The 19,911-nt window shown below is 59.8% G+C and carries 20 protein-coding genes and 1 pseudogene; 13 read left to right on the top strand and 8 right to left on the bottom strand.

Annotation, left to right across the window (positions count from 1 at the left end):
• Positions 1-37 precede the first annotated feature (37 nt).
• Positions 38-526 carry an Lrp/AsnC ligand binding domain-containing protein gene (locus ACIOYV_RS17535; RefSeq protein ID WP_003177284.1) on the top strand — a complete coding sequence of 163 codons (489 nt, stop codon included), beginning with the start codon at positions 38-40 and terminating at the stop codon, positions 524-526.
• A 138-nt stretch (positions 527-664) separates the two neighbouring features.
• Here ACIOYV_RS17535 and ACIOYV_RS17530 read toward each other — a convergent pair whose 3' ends face one another.
• A complete protein-coding gene (locus tag ACIOYV_RS17530) occupies positions 665-1,018 on the bottom strand; it encodes a YkgJ family cysteine cluster protein (RefSeq protein ID WP_064680422.1) in 354 nt (117 codons plus the stop codon).
• Positions 1,019-1,165: 147 nt separating this feature from the next.
• On the opposite strand from ACIOYV_RS17530, the gene ACIOYV_RS17525 reads away from it, so the two are divergent.
• Positions 1,166-2,458 carry an NAD(P)/FAD-dependent oxidoreductase gene (locus tag ACIOYV_RS17525; RefSeq protein WP_401325530.1) on the top strand — a complete coding sequence of 431 codons (1,293 nt, stop codon included), beginning with the start codon at positions 1,166-1,168 and terminating at the stop codon, positions 2,456-2,458.
• A gap of 119 nt (positions 2,459-2,577) precedes the next feature.
• Here ACIOYV_RS17525 and ACIOYV_RS17520 read toward each other — a convergent pair whose 3' ends face one another.
• On the bottom strand, positions 2,578-2,823 hold the full coding sequence (locus ACIOYV_RS17520) for a DUF1127 domain-containing protein (RefSeq protein ID WP_265041696.1): 246 nt from the start codon (positions 2,821-2,823) through the stop codon (positions 2,578-2,580).
• A gap of 179 nt (positions 2,824-3,002) precedes the next feature.
• Between ACIOYV_RS17520 and ACIOYV_RS17515 the strand changes: the two genes are divergently transcribed.
• Positions 3,003-4,436 (top strand): PLP-dependent aminotransferase family protein, encoded by a 1,434-nt coding sequence (locus ACIOYV_RS17515; protein ID WP_401325527.1) that lies wholly within the window; start codon positions 3,003-3,005, stop codon positions 4,434-4,436.
• 60 nt (positions 4,437-4,496) lie between these two features.
• Entirely contained in the window at positions 4,497-6,065 is a 1,569-nt protein-coding gene (locus ACIOYV_RS17510) for a phospholipase D family protein (protein ID WP_401325525.1), read from the top strand.
• A gap of 173 nt (positions 6,066-6,238) precedes the next feature.
• Here the strand turns inward: ACIOYV_RS17510 and ACIOYV_RS17505 are convergent, their stop codons facing one another.
• Both ACIOYV_RS17505 and ACIOYV_RS17500 read right to left on the bottom strand, forming a co-directional pair.
• Positions 6,239-7,384 carry an MFS transporter gene (locus ACIOYV_RS17505; RefSeq protein ID WP_401325523.1) on the bottom strand — a complete coding sequence of 382 codons (1,146 nt, stop codon included), beginning with the start codon at positions 7,382-7,384 and terminating at the stop codon, positions 6,239-6,241.
• A gap of 192 nt (positions 7,385-7,576) precedes the next feature.
• A complete protein-coding gene (locus ACIOYV_RS17500) occupies positions 7,577-9,070 on the bottom strand; it encodes an aldehyde dehydrogenase (RefSeq protein WP_054048467.1) in 1,494 nt (497 codons plus the stop codon).
• Between the two features lie 237 nt (positions 9,071-9,307).
• Between ACIOYV_RS17500 and ACIOYV_RS17495 the strand changes: the two genes are divergently transcribed.
• Entirely contained in the window at positions 9,308-9,670 is a 363-nt protein-coding gene (locus ACIOYV_RS17495; protein ID WP_054048465.1) for a cupin domain-containing protein, read from the top strand.
• A 182-nt stretch (positions 9,671-9,852) separates the two neighbouring features.
• Here the strand turns inward: ACIOYV_RS17495 and rpmG are convergent, their stop codons facing one another.
• Positions 9,853-10,008 (bottom strand): 50S ribosomal protein L33, encoded by a 156-nt coding sequence (gene rpmG / locus ACIOYV_RS17490; RefSeq protein ID WP_007894709.1) that lies wholly within the window; start codon positions 10,006-10,008, stop codon positions 9,853-9,855.
• Between the two features lie 11 nt (positions 10,009-10,019).
• A complete protein-coding gene (rpmB, locus tag ACIOYV_RS17485) occupies positions 10,020-10,253 on the bottom strand; it encodes a 50S ribosomal protein L28 (RefSeq protein ID WP_401325520.1) in 234 nt (77 codons plus the stop codon).
• A gap of 445 nt (positions 10,254-10,698) precedes the next feature.
• Between rpmB and ACIOYV_RS17480 the strand changes: the two genes are divergently transcribed.
• Positions 10,699-12,285, top strand: coding sequence for an ABC transporter substrate-binding protein (locus tag ACIOYV_RS17480; RefSeq protein WP_401325517.1), 1,587 nt, complete (start codon positions 10,699-10,701; stop codon positions 12,283-12,285).
• Between the two features lie 142 nt (positions 12,286-12,427).
• Here ACIOYV_RS17480 and radC read toward each other — a convergent pair whose 3' ends face one another.
• Positions 12,428-13,102 carry a DNA repair protein RadC gene (gene radC, locus ACIOYV_RS17475; protein WP_401325515.1) on the bottom strand — a complete coding sequence of 225 codons (675 nt, stop codon included), beginning with the start codon at positions 13,100-13,102 and terminating at the stop codon, positions 12,428-12,430.
• A 136-nt stretch (positions 13,103-13,238) separates the two neighbouring features.
• Here radC and coaBC point away from each other — a divergent pair, with 136 nt between their 5' ends.
• The 7 genes and pseudogenes from coaBC to ACIOYV_RS17440 all read left to right on the top strand — a co-directional run bounded on the left by coaBC (position 13,239) and on the right by ACIOYV_RS17440 (position 18,926).
• Positions 13,239-14,447, top strand: a complete 1,209-nt coding sequence (coaBC, locus tag ACIOYV_RS17470) for a bifunctional phosphopantothenoylcysteine decarboxylase/phosphopantothenate--cysteine ligase CoaBC (protein ID WP_401325512.1) — start codon at positions 13,239-13,241, stop codon at positions 14,445-14,447.
• Between the two features lie 5 nt (positions 14,448-14,452).
• A complete protein-coding gene (gene dut / locus ACIOYV_RS17465) occupies positions 14,453-14,908 on the top strand; it encodes a dUTP diphosphatase (protein WP_054048458.1) in 456 nt (151 codons plus the stop codon).
• A 348-nt stretch (positions 14,909-15,256) separates the two neighbouring features.
• Positions 15,257-16,633, top strand: a pseudogene (locus ACIOYV_RS17460) (phosphomannomutase/phosphoglucomutase); the annotation flags it as partial.
• 25 nt (positions 16,634-16,658) lie between these two features.
• Positions 16,659-17,564, top strand: coding sequence for an acetylglutamate kinase (gene argB, locus ACIOYV_RS17455; protein ID WP_054048454.1), 906 nt, complete (start codon positions 16,659-16,661; stop codon positions 17,562-17,564).
• A 189-nt stretch (positions 17,565-17,753) separates the two neighbouring features.
• A complete protein-coding gene (locus ACIOYV_RS17450) occupies positions 17,754-17,966 on the top strand; it encodes a hypothetical protein (protein ID WP_401325508.1) in 213 nt (70 codons plus the stop codon).
• A 17-nt stretch (positions 17,967-17,983) separates the two neighbouring features.
• Positions 17,984-18,556 (top strand): hypothetical protein, encoded by a 573-nt coding sequence (locus ACIOYV_RS17445; RefSeq protein ID WP_054048450.1) that lies wholly within the window; start codon positions 17,984-17,986, stop codon positions 18,554-18,556.
• Positions 18,543-18,926 carry a hypothetical protein gene (locus ACIOYV_RS17440; protein ID WP_401325506.1) on the top strand — a complete coding sequence of 128 codons (384 nt, stop codon included), beginning with the start codon at positions 18,543-18,545 and terminating at the stop codon, positions 18,924-18,926. Before ACIOYV_RS17445 ends, ACIOYV_RS17440 begins: the two co-directional genes overlap by 14 nt.
• 267 nt (positions 18,927-19,193) lie before the next feature.
• Here ACIOYV_RS17440 and pyrE read toward each other — a convergent pair whose 3' ends face one another.
• A complete protein-coding gene (gene pyrE, locus ACIOYV_RS17435) occupies positions 19,194-19,838 on the bottom strand; it encodes an orotate phosphoribosyltransferase (protein WP_054048446.1) in 645 nt (214 codons plus the stop codon).
• Positions 19,839-19,911 lie beyond the last annotated feature (73 nt).

Here is a 19,911-nt window from a genome sequence, read left to right as displayed (position 1 = left end):
TCTCGGCAAAAACCCTTTTCACGGAGGCGCATCCCCTATGCGTACCAACACTCAGACCAAACGTGAGCTGGACAAGATCGACCGCAACATCCTGCGGATCCTGCAAGCGGACGGGCGCATCTCCTTCACCGAGCTGGGGGAAAAGGTCGGCCTGTCGACCACGCCTTGCACTGAGCGGGTCCGGCGCCTGGAACGCGAAGGGATCATCATGGGCTACAACGCCCGGCTCAACCCGCAGCATCTCAAGGGTAGTCTGCTGGTGTTCGTCGAGATCAGCCTCGACTACAAATCCGGCGATACTTTTGAAGAGTTCCGACGCGCGGTCCTGAAACTGCCCCACGTGCTGGAGTGCCATCTGGTGTCAGGGGATTTCGACTACCTGGTGAAGGCGCGGATTTCCGAGATGGCTTCGTATCGCAAATTGCTCGGCGATATCCTGCTCAAACTGCCGCATGTGCGCGAATCCAAGAGCTATATCGTGATGGAAGAAGTGAAAGAGAGCTTGAGTCTGCCGATTCCGGATTGAAGCATTCGTCGCCTATTCGACCGCCTTCGCGAGCAGGCTCGCTCCCACAGTGATCTTCACTGGCCACAAATTCTGTGTCTTGCACAGATCCATAGTGGGAGCGAGCCTGCTCGCGAAGGCAGGCAACTCGGTCGTCCCTTAGACCAGAACCTGCCGCGTCGAAGCCATGTACTCATGAATCTGCTTCTCCACCCGCGGATGAATCAGCTCCACCGGCCCGCGCCCGTTGGGGCATGGCAAGGTTTTGGTGGTGCCGAACAGGCGGCAGATCAGCGGCCGCTCGTCATACACAGTGCAACCGTCGGGCCCCAGGTGTACGCAATTGAGCTCGTCCATCGCCGCATCCTGCTCGGCGCGGGTCTTGCGCGGCAGGCGCGACATTTCTTCCGGCGAAGTCGTCACCGGACCGCAGCAGTCATGGCAGCCGGGCACGCACTCAAACGAGGGAATCTGCTGCCGCAGGGTGCGAATTTTCTGACTGTTGCAGCTCATCGAAGCGGTGACCAAAAGCGGAATAGGGCGCGATTCTGACGCAAAAGCCCCGATCCAGACAGCGCCGCCCGACCAATGTTGCCCGCGCCGGAACGTCCGGCTTATGCTCCGTCAACTTTTTCAAACACCAGAATCAGGAACTCACGCATGAATGCCCCTGCCCGGCACACCGACTCTTACTACGCCGCCAGCAGCTCGCCGCAGCCCGATCACCCGGTGCTCCAGGGCGAATTGATCGCGGACGTATGTGTGGTCGGCGGCGGGTTTTCCGGGTTGAACACGGCGCTCGAACTGGCCGAGCGCGGACTCAGCGTGGTGCTGCTGGAAGCGCACAAGATTGGTTGGGGCGCCAGCGGGCGCAATGGCGGGCAATTGATTCGCGGGGTCGGTCATGGCCTCGATCAGTTCGCCAATGTCATCGGTGCCGACGGCGTGCGTCAGATGAAACTCATGGGCCTGGAAGCGGTGGAAATCGTCCGACAGCGGGTTGAGCGTTTTCAGATCCCCTGTGACCTGACGTGGGGCTATTGCGACCTCGCCAACAAACCCCGCGACCTCGAAGGTTTCGCCGAAGACGCCGAAGAACTGCGCAGCCTCGGTTATCGCTACGAAACCCGCTTGCTGCAAGCCAACGAAATGCATTCGGTGGTCGGCTCCGACCGTTACGTCGGAGGCTTGATCGACATGGGTTCCGGGCATTTGCATCCGCTGAACCTGGCGCTGGGCGAAGCGGCGGCCGCGCAGCAACTGGGCGTGAAGCTGTTCGAACAGTCCGCGGTCACCCGCATCGATTACGGCACCGAAGTGAAGGTCCATACCGCCCAAGGCTCGGTCCGCGCCAAGACCCTGGTGCTGGGTTGCAACGCTTATCTCAATAACCTCAACCCTGAACTCAGCGGCAAAGTGCTGCCCGCCGGTAGTTACATCATCGCTACCGAGCCGTTGAGCGAAGAACAGGCCCACGCCCTGTTGCCGCAGAACATGGCGGTCTGCGACCAGCGCGTGGCCCTGGATTACTACCGGCTCTCGGCGGATCGCCGCTTGCTGTTCGGGGGCGCCTGCCACTATTCAGGCCGAGACCCGAAAGACATCGCCGCGTATATGCGGCCGAAGATGCTGGAAGTGTTCCCGCAACTGGCCGGGGTGAAAATCGACTATCAATGGGGCGGCATGATCGGCATCGGCGCCAACCGCTTGCCGCAGATCGGCCGGCTCAAGGACCAGCCGAATGTGTATTACGCCCAGGCATATTCAGGTCACGGGGTGAATGCCACTCACCTGGCTGGCAAGTTGTTGGCCGAGGCGATCAGTGGGCAGCACAGTGGTGGGTTTGATTTGTTTGCGCAGGTGCCGCACATCACCTTCCCCGGTGGCCGGCATTTGCGTTCGCCGTTGTTGGCGTTGGGGATGTTGTGGCATCGGCTTAAAGAGTTGGTTTGAAGGATTTTTGGCGTCTGTGGGGACGCCTTCGCGGGCAAGCCTCGCTCCTACAGGTATCCAGCGCATAACCTGTAGGAGCGAGGCTTGCCCGCGAATGGACCTAAAGAACACCACAGACTTCAGATCCGCCAGAACGGCTTAAGCCCCTCCTCCAGCGCTTCCTCCCGACTCAACCCCACATCCCGCAACTGCTCCGGGGTCAGGTTCAGCAACGCCTTGCGCGTGTGCAGACGATGCCAGAACAGATCCCAGCGATTCAGGCAGGACGGCGCGTTACGCATGCGCGCCTCACGGGTGCCGTGGTTCTGCCCTGCTGCCAGTTCCTGACTGTGTAACGTCAGCCGCACATCGCTCAAGCCGTTCATTTTGATTGCTCCTGTTTACTTGGGTAGCCAGAGGTTTCATCATGCGCGGACGGCGAAAAGCATTACAGATTCAAACAGAATGTATTATTTCCATACAGATTGGCCGCCAAAAGCTCTGAATCCTGTATTTTTGCCCCATCTGTACCGGTTAACCGAATCACCTGCACCGAGGCAGTGTCATGACCCTTTACGTCAATCTCGCCGAATTGCTCGGCACGCGTATCGAACAGGGCTTCTATCGCCCAGGCGACCGGCTGCCGTCGGTGCGGGCGTTGAGCGTTGAACACGGGGTCAGCCTGAGCACCGTGCAGCAGGCTTATCGCGTGCTGGAAGACAGCGGTCTGGCCACACCGAAACCGAAATCCGGCTACTTCGTGCCGGTCAGCCGCGAGCTGCCGGAACTGCCCGCCGTCGGCCGTCCGGCGCAGCGCCCGGTGGATATTTCCCAGTGGGATCAGGTGCTGGAGTTGATTCGCGCCGTGCCACGCAAAGACGTGGTGCAACTGGGCCGCGGCATGCCGGACATCACCACGCCGACCATGAAACCGCTGCTGCGCGGGCTGGCGCAGATCAGTCGGCGCCAGGACATGCCCGGCCTGTATTACGACAACATCCACGGCAACCTCGAACTGCGCGAACAGATCGCCCGGCTGATGCTCGATTCCGGCTGCCAGTTGAGCGCCTCCGAGCTGGTGGTGACCACCGGTTGCCACGAAGCGCTGTCCACCAGCATCCGCTCCATCTGCGAACCCGGTGACATCGTCGCCGTGGATTCGCCGAGCTTTCACGGCGCCATGCAAACCCTCAAGGGCCTGGGCATGAAAGCCCTGGAAATCCCCACCGACCCGATCACCGGCATCAGCCTCGATGCGCTGGAACTGGCCCTGGAACAATGGCCGATCAAGGCCATACAGTTGACCCCCAACTGCAACAACCCGCTGGGCTACATCATGCCGGAGGCGCGTAAACGCGCATTGTTGAACCTGGCACAGCGCTTCGACGTGGCGATCATCGAGGACGATGTGTATGGCGAACTGGCCTACACCTACCCGCGTCCGCGAACGATCAAATCCTTCGACGAAGACGGCCGCGTGCTGCTCTGCAGCTCCTTTTCCAAGACCCTGGCACCGGGGTTGCGCATCGGTTGGGTAGCGCCGGGCCGCTATCTGGAACGGGTGCTGCACATGAAATACATCAGCACCGGCTCCACCGCGCCGCAAGCGCAGATCGCCATCGCCGATTTCCTCAAGGGCGGCCACTTCGAACCGCATTTGCGGCGGATGCGCAGCCAATACCAGCGCAATCGCGACATGATGATTGATTGGGTAACGCGCTACTTCCCGGCCGGCACCCGCGCCAGTCGTCCTCAGGGCAGTTTCATGCTGTGGGTCGAATTGCCGGAAGGCTTCGATACCTTGAAACTGAATCGTGCCTTGCACGACCAGGGCGTACAGATTGCCGTCGGCAGCATTTTTTCGGCCTCGGGCAAGTATCGTAATTGCCTGCGGATGAACTACGCTGCCAAGCCGACACCGCAGATTGAAGAAGCCGTGCGCAAGGTTGGCGCAGCGGCAATCAAGTTGCTGGCGGAAACTGATTACATCACCGACTGACCTTTATCCGGAAATCCGCGTCCATATGCCGACAACTGCCGCCAATCGGAACGATCCCACGTGAGCCTCAGACAGCCCCTGCTCGCTTTTCTGTTACTCGCCTCGTTCCTCGGTGGTTGCGCCAGCCTCGACGTGCCGCGCGAACCGAGCCAGGCCTTGCCAGCGGCGGATTCAAGCTTTGGCCGCTCGATCCAGGCACAGGCCGCGCCCCATCAGGGACAATCGGGCTTTCGCCTGCTCTCCAACAGCACCGAAGCCTTCATGGCCCGGGCCGAGCTGATCCGCAACGCGCAAACCAGTCTCGACTTGCAGTACTACATCGTCCATGACGGCATCAGCACGCGAATGCTGGTGGAGGAATTGCTCAAGGCTGCCGATCGCGGCGTGCGGGTGCGGATCCTGCTCGATGACACCACCAGCGATGGCCTCGACCAGGTCATCGCCACCCTGGCGGCCCATCCGCAGATTCAGATTCGTCTGTTCAACCCGTTGCACCTGGGCCGCAGCACCGGCGTGACGCGGACCATGGGCCGCTTGTTCGACCTGTCGCTGCAACACCGGCGCATGCACAACAAGCTGTGGCTGGCGGACAACAGCGTGGCCATCGTCGGTGGACGCAACCTGGGCGATGAGTATTTCGATGCCGAGCCCAACCTGAACTTCACTGACATCGACATGCTCAGCGTCGGGCCCGTCGCCGAGCAGCTCGGGCACAGTTTCGACCAGTACTGGAACAGTGCCCTGAGCAAGCCGATCGACGAATTCCTCTCCAGCAAACCGACCGCCAAGGACCTGCAAAACACTCGCACGCGCCTTGAAGAATCCCTGGAAGAAACCCGCAAACAGAACCACGCGCTGTATCAACAGCTGATGATTTACGACAAACACCCGCGCCTGGACATCTGGCGCCGAGAGCTGATCTGGGCCTGGAACCAAGCCTTGTGGGACGCGCCGAGCAAGGTGCTGTCCAAGGGCGAACCCGACCCGCAATTATTACTGACCACGCAACTGGCGCCGGAACTGAACGGGGTCAGCAAAGAACTGATCATGATTTCCGCCTACTTTGTGCCCGGCCAACCGGGGCTGGTGTACCTGACCGGGCGTGCCGACGCAGGTGTCTCGGTCAGTCTGCTGACCAATGCGCTGGAAGCCACCGATGTGCCAGCGGTGCATGGCGGTTACGCGCCGTATCGCAAGGCTTTGCTGGAACATGGAGTGAAGCTGTTCGAACTGCGGCGTCAGCCCGGCGCAGGGAGCGGCAGTGGCCCGCACTTGTTCCGGCGCTCGGCCTATCAAGGCTCGGATTCGAGCCTGCACAGCAAGGCGATGATTTTCGATCAGCAAAAATCGTTTATCGGCTCGTTCAACTTCGACCCGCGTTCGGTGCTGTGGAACACCGAAGTCGGCGTGCTGGTCGACAGCCCGGAACTGGCCGCGCACGTGCGCGAACTGGCCTTGCAAGGCATGGCGCCACCGCTGAGTTATGAGGCGAAATTGCAGAATGGGCAGATTGTCTGGGTGACCGAAGATAACGGCCAGATGCACACGCTGACCAAGGAACCGGGGAGTTGGTGGCGCCGGTTTAATGCGTGGATGAGCACCACCGTGGGGCTTGAGCGGATGTTGTAATCAGATATTCACTGATTAACTGTGGCGAGGGGGCTTGCCCCCGTTGGGCTGCGAAGCAGCCCCAAAGTTAACGACATGATCTATCAGTTAGGTCGCGCTGAATGGTTTTACGACTGCTGCGCAGCCGAACGGGGGCAAGCCCCCTCGCCACACAAGCCCGCTCCCACAGGGTTTTAGGCAGGCTCGGCCACTGCGCCAAACGCCCCTTGGCGCATCAACAGAATCACCAACCCCAAAGCTCCCGTCGCCATCAGCAACGGCAACGCATGCCCGCTGATCCACTGACTGCCCGCCCCGGCCGCCAACGGCCCGACCAGACAACCAATCCCCCACAGCTGCGCGATATGCGCGTTGGCCCGCACCAGTGCATCGTCGCGATAGCGCTCGCCGATCAGGATCAGCGACAAGGTGAACAAGCCACCGGCACTCGCGCCGAATAACACCCACAACGGCCAGATCAACAACGTATCGATCAGCAGCGGAATAGCCAGGCTCGAAACCAGCAAGACCACGGCACACCCGGTGAACAAACTGCGCCGGGAGAGCCGATCCGCCAGCGCACCGATGGGCAGTTGCAACAACGCATCGCCGACCACAACCGTGCTGACCATCGCCAGTGCGATTTCCGCCGTGAACCCTTGGCGCAGGCAATACACCGGCAACAGGGTCAGGATCATCGCTTCGAACGCGGCGAACAGCGACACCGCCCAGGCAATCGCCGGCAGGCCTCGGCAAAAGGTCCACAAATCGCCGAAGGTCACGCTGCTGGCTTCGCTGCTCGGTGCACCGCTACGGCCGAGCAACAGCAACGGTGCGGTCAGCAGCAAACCGACGCCGACCCAGAAGCCGTAATCATGCTCGGTGCCCAAGGCTCCCAGCAGCAACGGTCCGCCCAGTTGGCTCAGCGCATAACTGCTGCCATACAGCGCCACCAGGCGCCCGCGCCACTGCTCGACCACCAGTTGGTTGATCCAGCTTTCGCCGAGGATGAACACCAGGGTGAGGATCACTCCGATCATCAGCCGCAACACCAGCCAGATCGGATAGCTCGGCAACAGCGCCAACAAACCAATGGACACCGCCCCGCCCCACAGGCACAAGCGCATCAGGTTGGCCGTGCCAAACCGCGCCGCCAGATGGCTGGAAATCTTCGCTCCCAGCAGCACGCCAATGGCGGGCATCGCCGCCATCACGCCAATCGCAAACGAACCGTAGCCCCAGCTTTCCAGGCGAAACGACACCAGCGGCATGCTGACGCCCAGGGCCAGGCCGACACTCAAGACAGACGCCAACACGGCGAAATAAGTCGCCCAACGCATGTTCCACGCTCCTGTGGATATTATTTTTCAGGTACACCACAAAACAAATGTGGGAGCGAGCTTGCTCGCGATAGCGGTAGAACATTCAACACTGATGTCGACTGTTACACCGCTATCGCGAGCAAGCTCGCTCCCACAGGGGATCTGCATCATTCGGGAGACCTGCCTTACAACAGGCCCCCCGTTAACAACTTACAACTTGATCCAGGTCGCCTTCAGCTCGGTGTACTTGTCGAACGCGTGCAGCGACTTGTCGCGACCGTTGCCCGATTGTTTGAAACCACCAAACGGTGCAGTCATGTCGCCGCCGTCGTACTGGTTGACCCACACGCTACCGGCACGCAGTGCCTTGGCGGTCAGGTGTGCCTTGGAGATGTCCTTGGTCCACACCGCAGCGGCCAGGCCGTACGGCGTGTCGTTGGCAATCGCAATGGCTTCTTCGGCGGTGTCGAAAGCGATGACCGACAACACCGGGCCAAAGATTTCTTCTTGGGCGATTTTCATCGCGTTGTTCACGCCGTCGAAAATCGTTGGCTCAACGTAGGTGCCACCGGTTTCCTGAAGAATGCGCTTGCCGCCGGCCACCAGTTTGGCGCCGTCGGTGTGACCGGATTCGATGTAGGACAGCACGGTGTTCATCTGCTGGGTATCCACCAGCGCACCGACGTTGGTCGCCGGATCCAGCGGATTACCTGGCTTCCAGGTTTTCAGCGCTTCAATCACCAGCGGCAGGAAGGTGTCCTTGATCGAACGCTCGACCAGCAGACGCGAACCGGCGGTGCAGACTTCGCCCTGGTTGAAGGCAATGGCGCTGGCGGCGGATTCGGCGGCAGCTTGCAGGTCCGGGGCATCGGCGAACACGATGTTCGGGCTCTTGCCGCCGGCTTCGAGCCAGACGCGCTTCATGTTCGATTCGCCGGAGTAGATCAGCAGTTGCTTGGCGATCTTGGTTGAACCGGTGAACACCAGGGTGTCCACATCGTTGTGCAGGGCCAGGGCCTTGCCGACGGTGTGGCCGTAGCCTGGCAGGACGTTCAGCACGCCTTTCGGAATCCCGGCTTCAACGGCCAGCGCAGCGATGCGAATGGCGGTCAGCGGCGATTTTTCCGACGGCTTGAGGATCACCGAGTTACCGGTGGACAGCGCCGGGCCGAGTTTCCAGCAGGCCATCATCAACGGGAAGTTCCACGGCACGATAGCGCCGACGACGCCGACCGGCTCGCGAGTGACCAGACCCAATTGATCGTGCGGGGTGGCAGCGACTTCGTCGTAGATCTTGTCGATGGCCTCGCCGCTCCAGCTCAGGGCTTGCGCCGCGCCAGGAACGTCGATGTACAGGGAGTCGCTGATCGGCTTGCCCATGTCCAGGGTTTCAAGCAGGGCCAGCTCTTCGGCGTGCTGTTTCAGCAGGCCGGCGAAACGAATCATGGTGGCTTTGCGTTTGGTCGGCGCCAGGCGCGACCACACGCCGGAATTGAAGGTGGCGCGGGCATTTTCCACGGCGCGCTGGGCGTCGGCGGCGTCACAGCTGGCAATCTTGCCCAGCAGACGGCCATCGACCGGGCTGATGCACTCGAAGGTCTCGCTGGAGACGGCATCGGTGTATTCGCCATTGATGTAGGCGCGGCCTTCGATCTTCAGGTCGCGAGCCCGCTGTTCCCAGTCGGCACGAGTCAGGGTGGTCATACGAGTGTCCTCCTCTTGTTGAATACGAGTGCCCCGCGTTTTTCGCGGGTGCTGTCAGGAATTCTGCCCGGCCAGCCTGCTATCGGCCCGAGGCACCTGCCACCCTAAACCAGTGGCCGGGGTTGTTTCAATATATTTGACACAAGGTCGGTAAACGGCCTTGCGGTGTTCATTTTAATAAACATAGACTTTGGCCTTTCCAGTCATCGCGCCGCAATCACGGGGGATTACAACAAAATGAACATCCAGGACGTCGTCGACTTCAGCCAGGCCGCCACCCAGCCCGATCGCTATCGGCCAGACTCGGCCAAAGTCCTCAAGGGCGACCCCGAGCAAGCGGTGTACAACCACTACAACAGCCCGTGCGGCCAGATGAGCGCCGGCGTGTGGGAAGGCGAAATCGGCCAGTGGCTGGTGAATTACACCGAGCATGAATACTGCGAAATCGTTCAGGGTGTGTCGGTGCTGCGCGACAACGATGGCAACAGCAAGACGTTGCGGGTGGGGGATCGCTTTGTCATTCCGGCAGGGTTCCGAGGGACTTGGGAAGTGCTGGAGGCGTGCCGCAAGATTTATGTGGTGTTTGAACAGAAGGCTTGAGGTCTTGTGTTAGCGGGGCGGGCCTCTTCGCGGGCAAGCCTCGCTCCTACAGGACGGATGCGATCCCTGTAGGAGCGAGGCTTGCCCGCGAAGGCGTCCTGACAGGCAACACATAACCCGCAGGCAATAAAAAAGGCCCGTATCTCGCGATACGGGCCTTTTTCATAAGTCGGAAAAATCAATTACTTGATTTTGCCTTCCTTGTAGATCACGTGCTTGCGAACAACCGGATCAAATTTCTTGATCTCGATTTTGTCCGGGGTAGTACGCTTGTTCTTGTCGGTAGTGTAGAAGTGACCAGTACCGGCGCTCGAAATCAAACGAATCAATTCACGCATGATTAGCTCCCTTAGATCTTGCCAGCTTTGCGGATTTCGGCCAGCACGACAGTGATGCCACGCTTGTCGATGATACGCATGCCTTTGGCAGATACGCGCAGACGCACGAAACGTTTCTCTTCTTCAACCCAGAAGCGGTGATGCTGCAGGTTCGGCTGGAAACGACGACGGGTTTTGTTGTTTGCGTGGGAAATGTTATTCCCAGTCACCGGACCCTTACCGGTAACTTGACATACTCTCGACATGCCTCAGCACTCTAAAACCACATGCCCAACCCGGCATGGGTTGGCCGCTTAATCTCTCAGTCATTTGGCGCCAGGCGCCGCGTTTCTTTAGAGGTCTTACCGGCTACACCTACAGTGAAGGAACCGGGCCCCTAGAAAAGAGCGCTGCTTTATACCAGAAAGACCTCAGAGCAACAACATTCTGTGTGCGATGAATTCACAAAAAGCCCATTTTTCGGGCTACGAGCGCCTTGGACAAAGGCTGTCGTCGATGGCGACCGCTCGTCGCAGAGCATCGGCCAACACGCCAATCCGGAGCTTTGTGAAACCGCGCACAGCCAAATAAGGCGCCTATAGTCGCCCCAAAATGAAAAAGGGGATAGTCATTTGCAAAAGAGCCCACTAGGGTAAGCCTTTTCCAGACTGCACTTGCAGATGGGCCTTCGATCTGTAAAGGAATCCGACCATGCGCCTCGCTGCCCTACCGCTGCTGCTTGCCCCACTGCTGCTGAGCCCTCTGGCCCACGCTGCCGCCCTGACCGTCTGCACCGAGGCCAGCCCTGAAGGGTTCGACGTGGTGCAATACAACTCGTTGACCACCACCAACGCCTCGGCCGATGTGTTGATGAATCGCCTGGTGGACTTCGATACCGCCAGCGGCAAAGTGGTCGCCAGCCTCGCGGACAGCTGGGAGGTCACGCCCGACGGCCTGACTTATGTCTTCAAGCTTCACCCGCAGGTGAAATTCCACAAGACCGATTACTTCAGCCCGACCCGCGATTTGAGCGCTGAGGACGTCAAGTTCAGCTTCGACCGCATGCTCGACCCGGCCCACCCATGGCACAAAGTCGCCCAGAGCGGCTTCCCGCACGCCCAGTCGATGCAACTGCCGGCGCTGATCAAGAAGATCGACGCCCTCGATCCGCTGACCGTGCGCTTCACCCTCGATCACCCGGACTCGACCTTCCTCGCCACCCTGAGCATGGGCTTCGCCTCGATTTATTCGGCTGAATACGCCGACAAACTGCTGAAGGCCGGTACTCCGGAGAAGCTCAACAGCCAGCCGATCGGCAGTGGCCCGTTCGTCTTTACGCGGTTCCAGAAAGACTCGTCGATTCGCTACAAGGCCAACCCGGACTATTTCGGTGGCAAGCCGTCGGTAGACCCGCTGATCTTCGCCATCACCCCGGACGCCAACGTGCGTTTGCAGAAGTTGCGCCGCAACGAGTGCCAGATCGCCCTGTCGCCAAAACCGCTGGATGTGGTGGCCGCCAAGCAGGAATCGACGCTGAAAGTGGAAAAGACTGACGCCTTCATGACCGCTTTCGTCGGCATCAACAGTCAGCATCCGCCGCTGGACAAGCCTGAAGTGCGTCAGGCGATCAACCTCGCCTTCGACAAGGCCAACTACCTCAAAGCTGTATTCGAAGACACCGCCGAAGCGGCCAATGGCCCATACCCGCCGAACACTTGGAGCTATAACAAAGGCTTGCCGGGTTACCCGCACGACGTAGCGAAGGCCAAGGCATTGATGGCGAAGGCCGGGCTCAAGGATGGCTTCCAGACGACCATCTGGACCCGCCCTTCCGGCAGTTTGCTGAACCCGAACCCGAGCCTCGGCGCCCAACTGCTGCAATCTGATTTGGCGGAAATCGGCATCCAGGCCGAAATCCGCGTGATCGAATGGGGCGAGCTGATCCGCCGCGCCAAGGCTGGCGAGCATGACCTGCTGTTCATGGGCTGGGCCGGCGACAACGGCGACCCGGACAACTTCCTCACGCCGCAGTTTTCCTGCGCCGCAGTCAAGTCCGGCACCAACTTCGCCCGTTACTGCAACCAGGATCTGGATAAGCTGATCAGCGCCGGCAAGACCACCAGCGAGCAAGGCGTGCGCACCAAGTTGTATGAACAGGCCCAGGCGCAGATTCAGCAACAGGCACTGTGGCTGCCGCTGGCGCATCCGACGGCGTTCGCGCTGACGCGCAAGGATGTCGAGGGTTACTCGGTGAGCCCGTTTGGTCGGCAGGATTACTCCAAAGTCAGCCTGAAGTAGAAACCGTGGGAGCGGCTTTTGTGGCGAGGGAGCTTGCTCCCGCTTGAGTGCGCAGCGCTCACAAGATCTTTGGGGCCGCTACGCAGCCCAGCGGGAGCAAGCTCCCTCGCCACAAAAGCTCGCCCCCAGCGCCCTCCTCCCGCTACATCCACCCATACTCCGCCATCGACAGCGGTTCACCATCCCCAACGATGAAGTGATCAAGCACCCGCACATCCACCAGTTCCAACGCTTCCTGCAGGCGCTTGGTCAGCATTCGGTCGGCCTGGCTGGGGTCGGGGTTACCTGACGGGTGGTTGTGGCACAGGATCAGCGCAGCGGCGTTGTGTGCCAGGGCGCGCTTGACCACCTGCCGTGGATACACACTGGTGCTGTCGATGGAACCGCGAAATAGCGCTTCAAACGTCAGCACCCGATGCTTTGAATCCAGAAACAGGCAACCAAACACCTCGTGGGGTTCATGACGGAGCATCGCCTTCAGGTAATCACGCACAGCCTGCGGGTTTTCCAGCGCCGACTTCTGCCGCGAATGCTCCGCCAAATGCCGTCGACCCATTTCCTGGGCCGCCTGCAATTGAGCGAATTTTGCGGGCCCGAGCCCTAATTGGCTGCTGAACGTTTTTTGATCAGCCTCCAGCAGCGAACGCAGGCTGCCAAACTGACTTAACAAGTGTCGCGCCAGGTCTACCGCGCTTTTGCCGGAGACGCCTGTACGTAAAAAAATCGCCAGCAACTCGGCGTCCGAAAGACTCGCCGAGCCCAACTCCAGTAACCTCTCCCGCGGCCGCTCCGCCGCCGGCCAATCACGAATACTCATAACACCTCCCTGGTCTGTGGGCGCCGCTGTTCCGTAGCGGTCGCTGTGATATCGTAGCCCATCTTTTTTGCGGGCGATTTCACTCCTGGGGAGGGGGGTTCGCCTTGCAGTCATCAACGAAATGAAAGGCAGACCTATGCAGCGGCTGTATCGGAAACGCATCGTTCTGGGCGTCGGCGGCGGCATTGCTGCCTACAAGAGCGCCGACCTGGTTCGCCGCCTGATCGACCAGGGCGCCGAAGTGCGCGTGGTCATGACTCGTGGCGGCAGCGAGTTCATCACCCCGCTGACCATGCAGGCCTTGTCCGGCCACCCGGTTCACCTCGACCTGCTGGACCCGGCGGCCGAAGCTGCCATGGGCCACATCGAGCTGGCCAAATGGGCCGACCTGGTGCTGATCGCCCCTGCCACCGCGGACCTGATCGCCCGTCTGGCCCAAGGCATCGCCAATGACCTGCTGACCACGCTGGTGCTGGCCACCGACGCCGTAGTCGCCGTGGCCCCGGCAATGAATCAGGCTATGTGGCGCGACCCGGCCACCCAGGCCAACCTGCAACTGCTCGAAAGTCGCGGCATCAAATCCTTCGGCCCGGCCTCTGGCAGCCAGGCCTGCGGCGACGTCGGCATGGGCCGCATGCTCGAAGCCACCGACCTCGCCCAGTGCGCCGCCGACTGCTTCCAGCGTCAGGCGCTGACCGGCAAGCACGTGGTCATCACCGCCGGCCCGACCCAGGAAAACATCGACCCGGTGCGCTACATCACCAACCACAGCTCCGGGAAAATGGGCTTTGCCCTGGCCGAAGCGGCAGTGGAAGCCGGCGCCCGCGTGACCCTGATCAGCGGCCCGGTGCATTTGCCGACTCCGGATCGCGTCACCCGCATCGACGTGGTCAGCGCCCGCGACATGCTTGCCGCGTGCGAAGCCGCGATCCCGTGCGACGTGTTCATTTCCTCGGCAGCGGTTGCGGACTACCGTCCGGAAGTCGTCGCCCCGCAAAAATTGAAGAAAGACCCTACGAGCGGCGACGGCTTTGTCCTGCAAATGGTGCGTAACCCAGACATCCTGGCCACCATCGCCACACGCCCTGATCGTCCGTTCAGTGTCGGTTTCGCCGCCGAAACCGAACATCTGCTCGATTACGCAGCGCGCAAGTTGAAAGACAAAAACCTCGATTTGATCGTCGCCAATGACGTCGCCAACCCGAGTATTGGTTTCAACAGCGAAGAAAACGCCTGCAGCGTGATCGACCGCCAGCTCCACGCCACCGTTTTCGCCCAGACCAGCAAGAGCAAGATTGCTCGCCAGCTGATCACTTTTATCGCCGACCGTCTGAACCAGGTTTAATTTACATGCACGCTTTGCAAGCCAAGATCCTCGACCCCCGCATCGGTACCGACTTTCCGCTGCCGCAGTACGCCACCCCTGGCTCCGCCGGCCTCGACCTGCGCGCCATGCTGGAAAAAGACACCGTGATCAAGCCGGGCGAAACCCTGCTGATCCCCACCGGCCTGTCCGTCTACATCGGCGATCCGGGCCTGGCGGCGCTGATCCTGCCGCGCTCCGGCCTGGGCCATAAGCACGGCATCGTGCTGGGCAACTTGGTCGGTTTGATCGACTCCGATTATCAAGGCCCGCTGATGGTTTCGTGCTGGAACCGCAGCGACAAGGATTTCACCCTGGAAGTTGGCGAGCGTCTGGCTCAGCTGGTTCTGGTACCCGTGGTTCAGGCGCACTTCGAGATGGTCGAAGAGTTCGTCGAAACCGAACGCGGTGCCGGCGGTTTCGGTCATTCGGGTAGCCATTGATCCGATAGATTTCCTCCCCTGTAGGAGCTGCCGGAGGCTGCGATCTTTTGATCTTAAAAGCGAAAATCAAAAGATCGCAGCCTCCGGCAGCTCCTACAGGGGAAGCGTGGGCAAGCTCTCTCGCCACAAATTGCACAGCCGTCATCTGGAAGGTTTACCACTGAAAATCAAAGGATTGGCCGGTCAAGTGCGCGCTGAAACCGGGGTCATGGCCTTTGCACACCACGAACTCTCTGTGGAAAACGCCGTCATACCCTTCAGTTTGTGCCTGCCAACGAGTTATTCCCGGACAGGTCCAGTCACTTTCGAAATGGAGCATTTCCACAGATGAACAGCCCAGCCCAAGTCGCACCCAAGTTCCCCGACAGCATCTTCCGCGCCTACGATATTCGCGGCACCGTCCCGGAATTCTTGAACGGTGAAACCGCTTACTGGCTCGGCCGCGCCATCGGCGCCCAAAGTCTGGCCCAGAACGAACCGAACGTTTCCGTTGGCCGTGACGGTCGCCTGTCTGGCCCGGAACTGGTCGAGCGCCTGATCCAGGGCTTGGCCGACAGCGGTTGCCACGTCAGCGACGTCGGCCTGATGCCTACGCCTGCGCTGTATTACGCCGCCAACGTATTGGCCGGCAAGTCTGGGGTCATGCTGACCGGCAGCCACAACCCGTCGAATTACAACGGTTTTAAGATCGTCATCGCTGGCGATACCCTGGCCAACGAACAGATCCAGGCACTACACGAACGCCTCAAGACCAACAACCTGAGCAGCGGCAAGGGCAGTATCACCAAGGTCGAGATCCTTGATCGCTACAACACCGAAATCCTCCAGGACATCAAACTCGCCCGCCGCCTGAAAGTGGTGGTCGATTGCGGTAACGGCGCCGCCGGCGTCATCGCCCCGCAGCTGATCGAAGCGCTGAACTGCGAAGTCATCCCGCTGTTCTGTGATGTCGACGGCAACTTCCCGAACCATCACCCGGACCCGGGCAAGCCTGAAAACCTCGTCGACCTGATCGCCAAGATCAAGGAAACCAACGCTGACCTGGGCCTGGCCTTCGATGGCGATGGCGACCGCGTCGGCGTGGTGACCAACACCGGCAGCATCGTCTTCCCGGACCGTCTGCTGATGCTGTTCGCTCGCGACGTACTGGAGCGCAACCCGGACGCCGAGATCATCTTCGACGTCAAATGCACCCGTCGCCTGACGCCATTGATCAAGGAATACGGCGGTCGTCCGCTAATGTGGAAGACCGGTCACTCGTTGATCAAAAAGAAAATGAAACAAACCGGCGCCCTGTTGGCCGGCGAAATGAGCGGGCATATCTTCTTCAAGGAGCGCTGGTTCGGTTTCGACGACGGCATTTACAGCGCCGCGCGGCTGCTGGAGATCCTCAGCAAGGAAAAATCCACTGCGGAAGAGCTGTTTGCGACCTTCCCGAACGATATTTCTACGCCTGAAATCAATATCCATGTGACCGAAGAGAGCAAATTCAGCATCATTGATGCATTGCACGACGCGAAGTGGGGCGAAGGCGCTGACCTGACCACCATTGACGGCGTGCGAGTCGACTACGCCAAAGGCTGGGGCCTGGTGCGCGCGTCCAACACCACACCGGTGCTGGTCCTGCGTTTCGAGGCTGATGACGAGGCTGAATTGCAGCGCATCAAGGACGTTTTCAAAGTCCAGTTGAAGCGTGTTGCACCTGATCTCCAACTACCGTTTTGATTGAACGATCCACCCGGAGCCCTGAATGACCCTCGAACGCGAAGCCGCCGCCAACACCGCCAAGGTCCTGTCCGAAGCACTGCCTTACATCCGCCGCTATGTCGGCAAGACGCTGGTGATCAAATACGGCGGCAACGCGATGGAAAGCGAGGAGCTGAAAACCGGCTTCGCCCGCGACATCGTGATGATGAAAGCCGTGGGCATCAACCCGGTGGTGGTTCACGGTGGCGGTCCGCAGATCGGCGACTTGCTCAAGCGCCTGTCGATCGAGAGCCACTTCATCGATGGCATGCGCGTGACTGACGCGCAGACCATGGACGTGGTGGAAATGGTCCTCGGCGGCCAGGTCAACAAGGACATCGTCAACCTGATCAACCGTCATGGCGGCAGCGCCATCGGCCTGACCGGTAAAGACGCCGAGCTGATTCGTGCGAAAAAGCTCACCGTGACGCGCCAGACGCCGGAGATGACCCAACCGGAAATCATCGACATCGGCCAGGTAGGCGAAGTGGTCGGCATCAACACCGACCTGCTGAACCTGCTGGTAAAAGGCGATTTCATTCCGGTGATCGCGCCAATCGGCGTGGGCGCCAACGGTGAGTCGTACAACATCAACGCTGATTTGGTGGCCGGTAAAGTGGCCGAAGCACTGAAAGCTGAAAAGCTGATGCTGCTGACCAACATCGCCGGCCTGATGGACAAGCAAGGCACGGTCTTAACCGGCCTGACCACCCAGCAAGTCGACGACCTGATCGCCGACGGCACGATCTACGGCGGCATGCTGCCGAAGATCCGTTGCGCCCTGGAAGCGGTTCAGGGCGGCGTGGGAAGTGCCCTGATCATTGATGGCCGGGTGCCGAATGCGATTCTGCTGGAGATCTTCACCGATACCGGCGTGGGTACTTTGATCAGCAATCGCAAGCGCCCCTGATTCCAGAAAAACAAAAGATCGCAGCCTTCGACAGCTCCTACAGGTGTACTCAACGCCTTGTAGGAACTGACGGAGGCTGCGATCTTTTTTTGCTTATAGGAAATGCCTGACGCCGCTGCGGGAAGCGTCCGACATCGCAAAAGAAGGAATCTGCCTAGGATCTTCCGTGTACCCACAGGAGATCTTCCCATGCAAAAAGTTTACGCACCCAATGGAAGCGACGTGTCCGCAGGCACGTACGAATGCGCCGATTGCGGTTACGAATATTCCAACCAATCGAAAAAATCCTTGCCTCCATGCCCGCAACGCCTGGATTCCGTGCACTTGAAAAACGGCTGGAAAATTCTCACTGGCCAAGGCGACGCAGAGGAAGATCCCTATCCGAAGAAGTCCGACAAGTAATCGCGGAGGACTGAGCCATGCAGATCTCGTTCACGATCGACGCCCAGGCTTTCGAACAGGAGCAAAAGGAGCCGGTCAAGAAAACCCTGAGGATTTCCGACGGTGAAATTGCCCATGCTCTACAGCGTATCGCCAAGGCAAGCCTGACCGAATACCTGAAAATGCTGGTCGAGGGCGGAATGCCCAGCCGGGCAGATGAAGCGAAACAGGATCGCTTGCTGTATCTGATTCAAAACTACTTCGGGCAGACCTTGCCGACCGAATCGCAGATATCGACGATTTTCCAGCTGACCCAGAGCCAAAGTAAAACCCTGCTGAAAAACACGGTTTCACGCTTTCGCAATCAGCTGGACGAGATATTGCAGCACAGCATGCGAGCGGTGATCGCGTCTGCGGAGCACGCGCAGACGGTGTATCTGGTGGTGATCAGCTCCGATGTCATCCGTGATGAGCTGAACATGCTGATCACTCAAAACGAGCCGACCTTCAAACCCATCACCAAGCGCAAAGGCAGCGCCGGGCAGTTCGAGATCAGCGAGGATTCCCACGACTTGCTGTGCGCGACACTGGGGATCAATGCCGTTCAGTGACATTGTGGCGGTCAGTGGCTTGCTGCTGACCCTGACCACTTTCATGTTCAACCTGGCGTGGCCCAGGCTGCATGAAGCGTTGGAGCTGGATGAAAAACAGTCAGGGCCGCTGGCGAGGAAACGCAGCAGGACAAAGGTGATGAACGTTTTGTTCGGCTGCGCCCTTCCGCTGACGGCGGCGTTTATGGCGCTGTTTTACGTCAACCTTCCGGCCGCTATGAGGATCATGAGCACCAGCACACTGGATCTGTGGGACTTCGACGTGGACCGAACGCTTTACGTGTTAGTCGTCCTGGCACTGCTGGTATTTGCGCTATTCAACCTGAGGTTGGCGCTAAAACTGGTAGGGAAATGGCAAAGACTGCACTGACGACGCAATCCCTGTAGGAGCGAGGCTCGCCCGCGAAAGCGGTGTTTCAGTCAACAAAGATGTTGAATGTGATGGCCTTTTCGCGGGCAAGCCTCGCTCCTACAGGTCCGCTGCGCCAGACACCAAATTGGGCGGGAAGCACTTATCTGTGGCGAGGGAGCTTGCTCCCGCTGGGCTGCGAAGCAACCCCAAGAATCTTGTGAGCGCTGCGCACTCAAGCGGGAGCAAGCTCCCTCGCCACATAGGCCCATCCGACAGGGATGGGTGTCAGACGCCGAACTGGGCGCGGTAGGCTTCTACGGCCGGCAAATGCTGCTTGAGCTGCGGATCGTCTGCCAGGAATTCCAGCACCTGGTTCAGCGAAACAATGCTGATCACCGGGATCCCGAAGTCGCGCTCCACTTCCTGGATCGCCGACAACTCGCCGTTGCCACGCTCCTGACGGTTCAAGGCGATCAGCACGCCGGCGGCCTTGGCGCCGTCCTGGGAAGCGATGATCTGCATCACTTCGCGAATCGCGGTGCCGGCAGTGATCACGTCGTCGATGATCAGCACATCGCCGGTCAGCGGTGCGCCAACCAGGCTGCCGCCTTCGCCGTGAGCCTTGGCTTCCTTGCGGTTGAAGCACCATGGCAGGTCACGCTCATGATGTTCAGCCAACGCCACTGCGGTAGTCGCCGCCAATGGGATGCCTTTGTACGCCGGGCCAAACAGAACGTCGAAGGAAATGCCGCTTTCGACAATGGCTGCCGCGTAGAAACGACCCAGTTGCGCCAGGGCCGAACCCGAGTTGAAAAGGCCGGCATTGAAGAAGTAAGGACTGGTACGCCCGGACTTCAGGGTGAACTCACCGAAGCGCAAAACGCCGCGATCGATGGCAAAACGAATGAAATCGCGCTGATACGCTTGCATGAAAAAAACCCCAAATACCACGGATTTAGCTAATTAGGTTGACGCCGTGTATCCTACACGCACGCGCTTTTTG

It is taken from the genome of Pseudomonas sp. NPDC087342 (assembly GCF_044744265.1).
GTDB lineage: Bacteria > Pseudomonadota > Gammaproteobacteria > Pseudomonadales > Pseudomonadaceae > Aquipseudomonas > Aquipseudomonas nunensis.
This window is presented reverse-complemented; position numbering and strand designations above follow the sequence as displayed.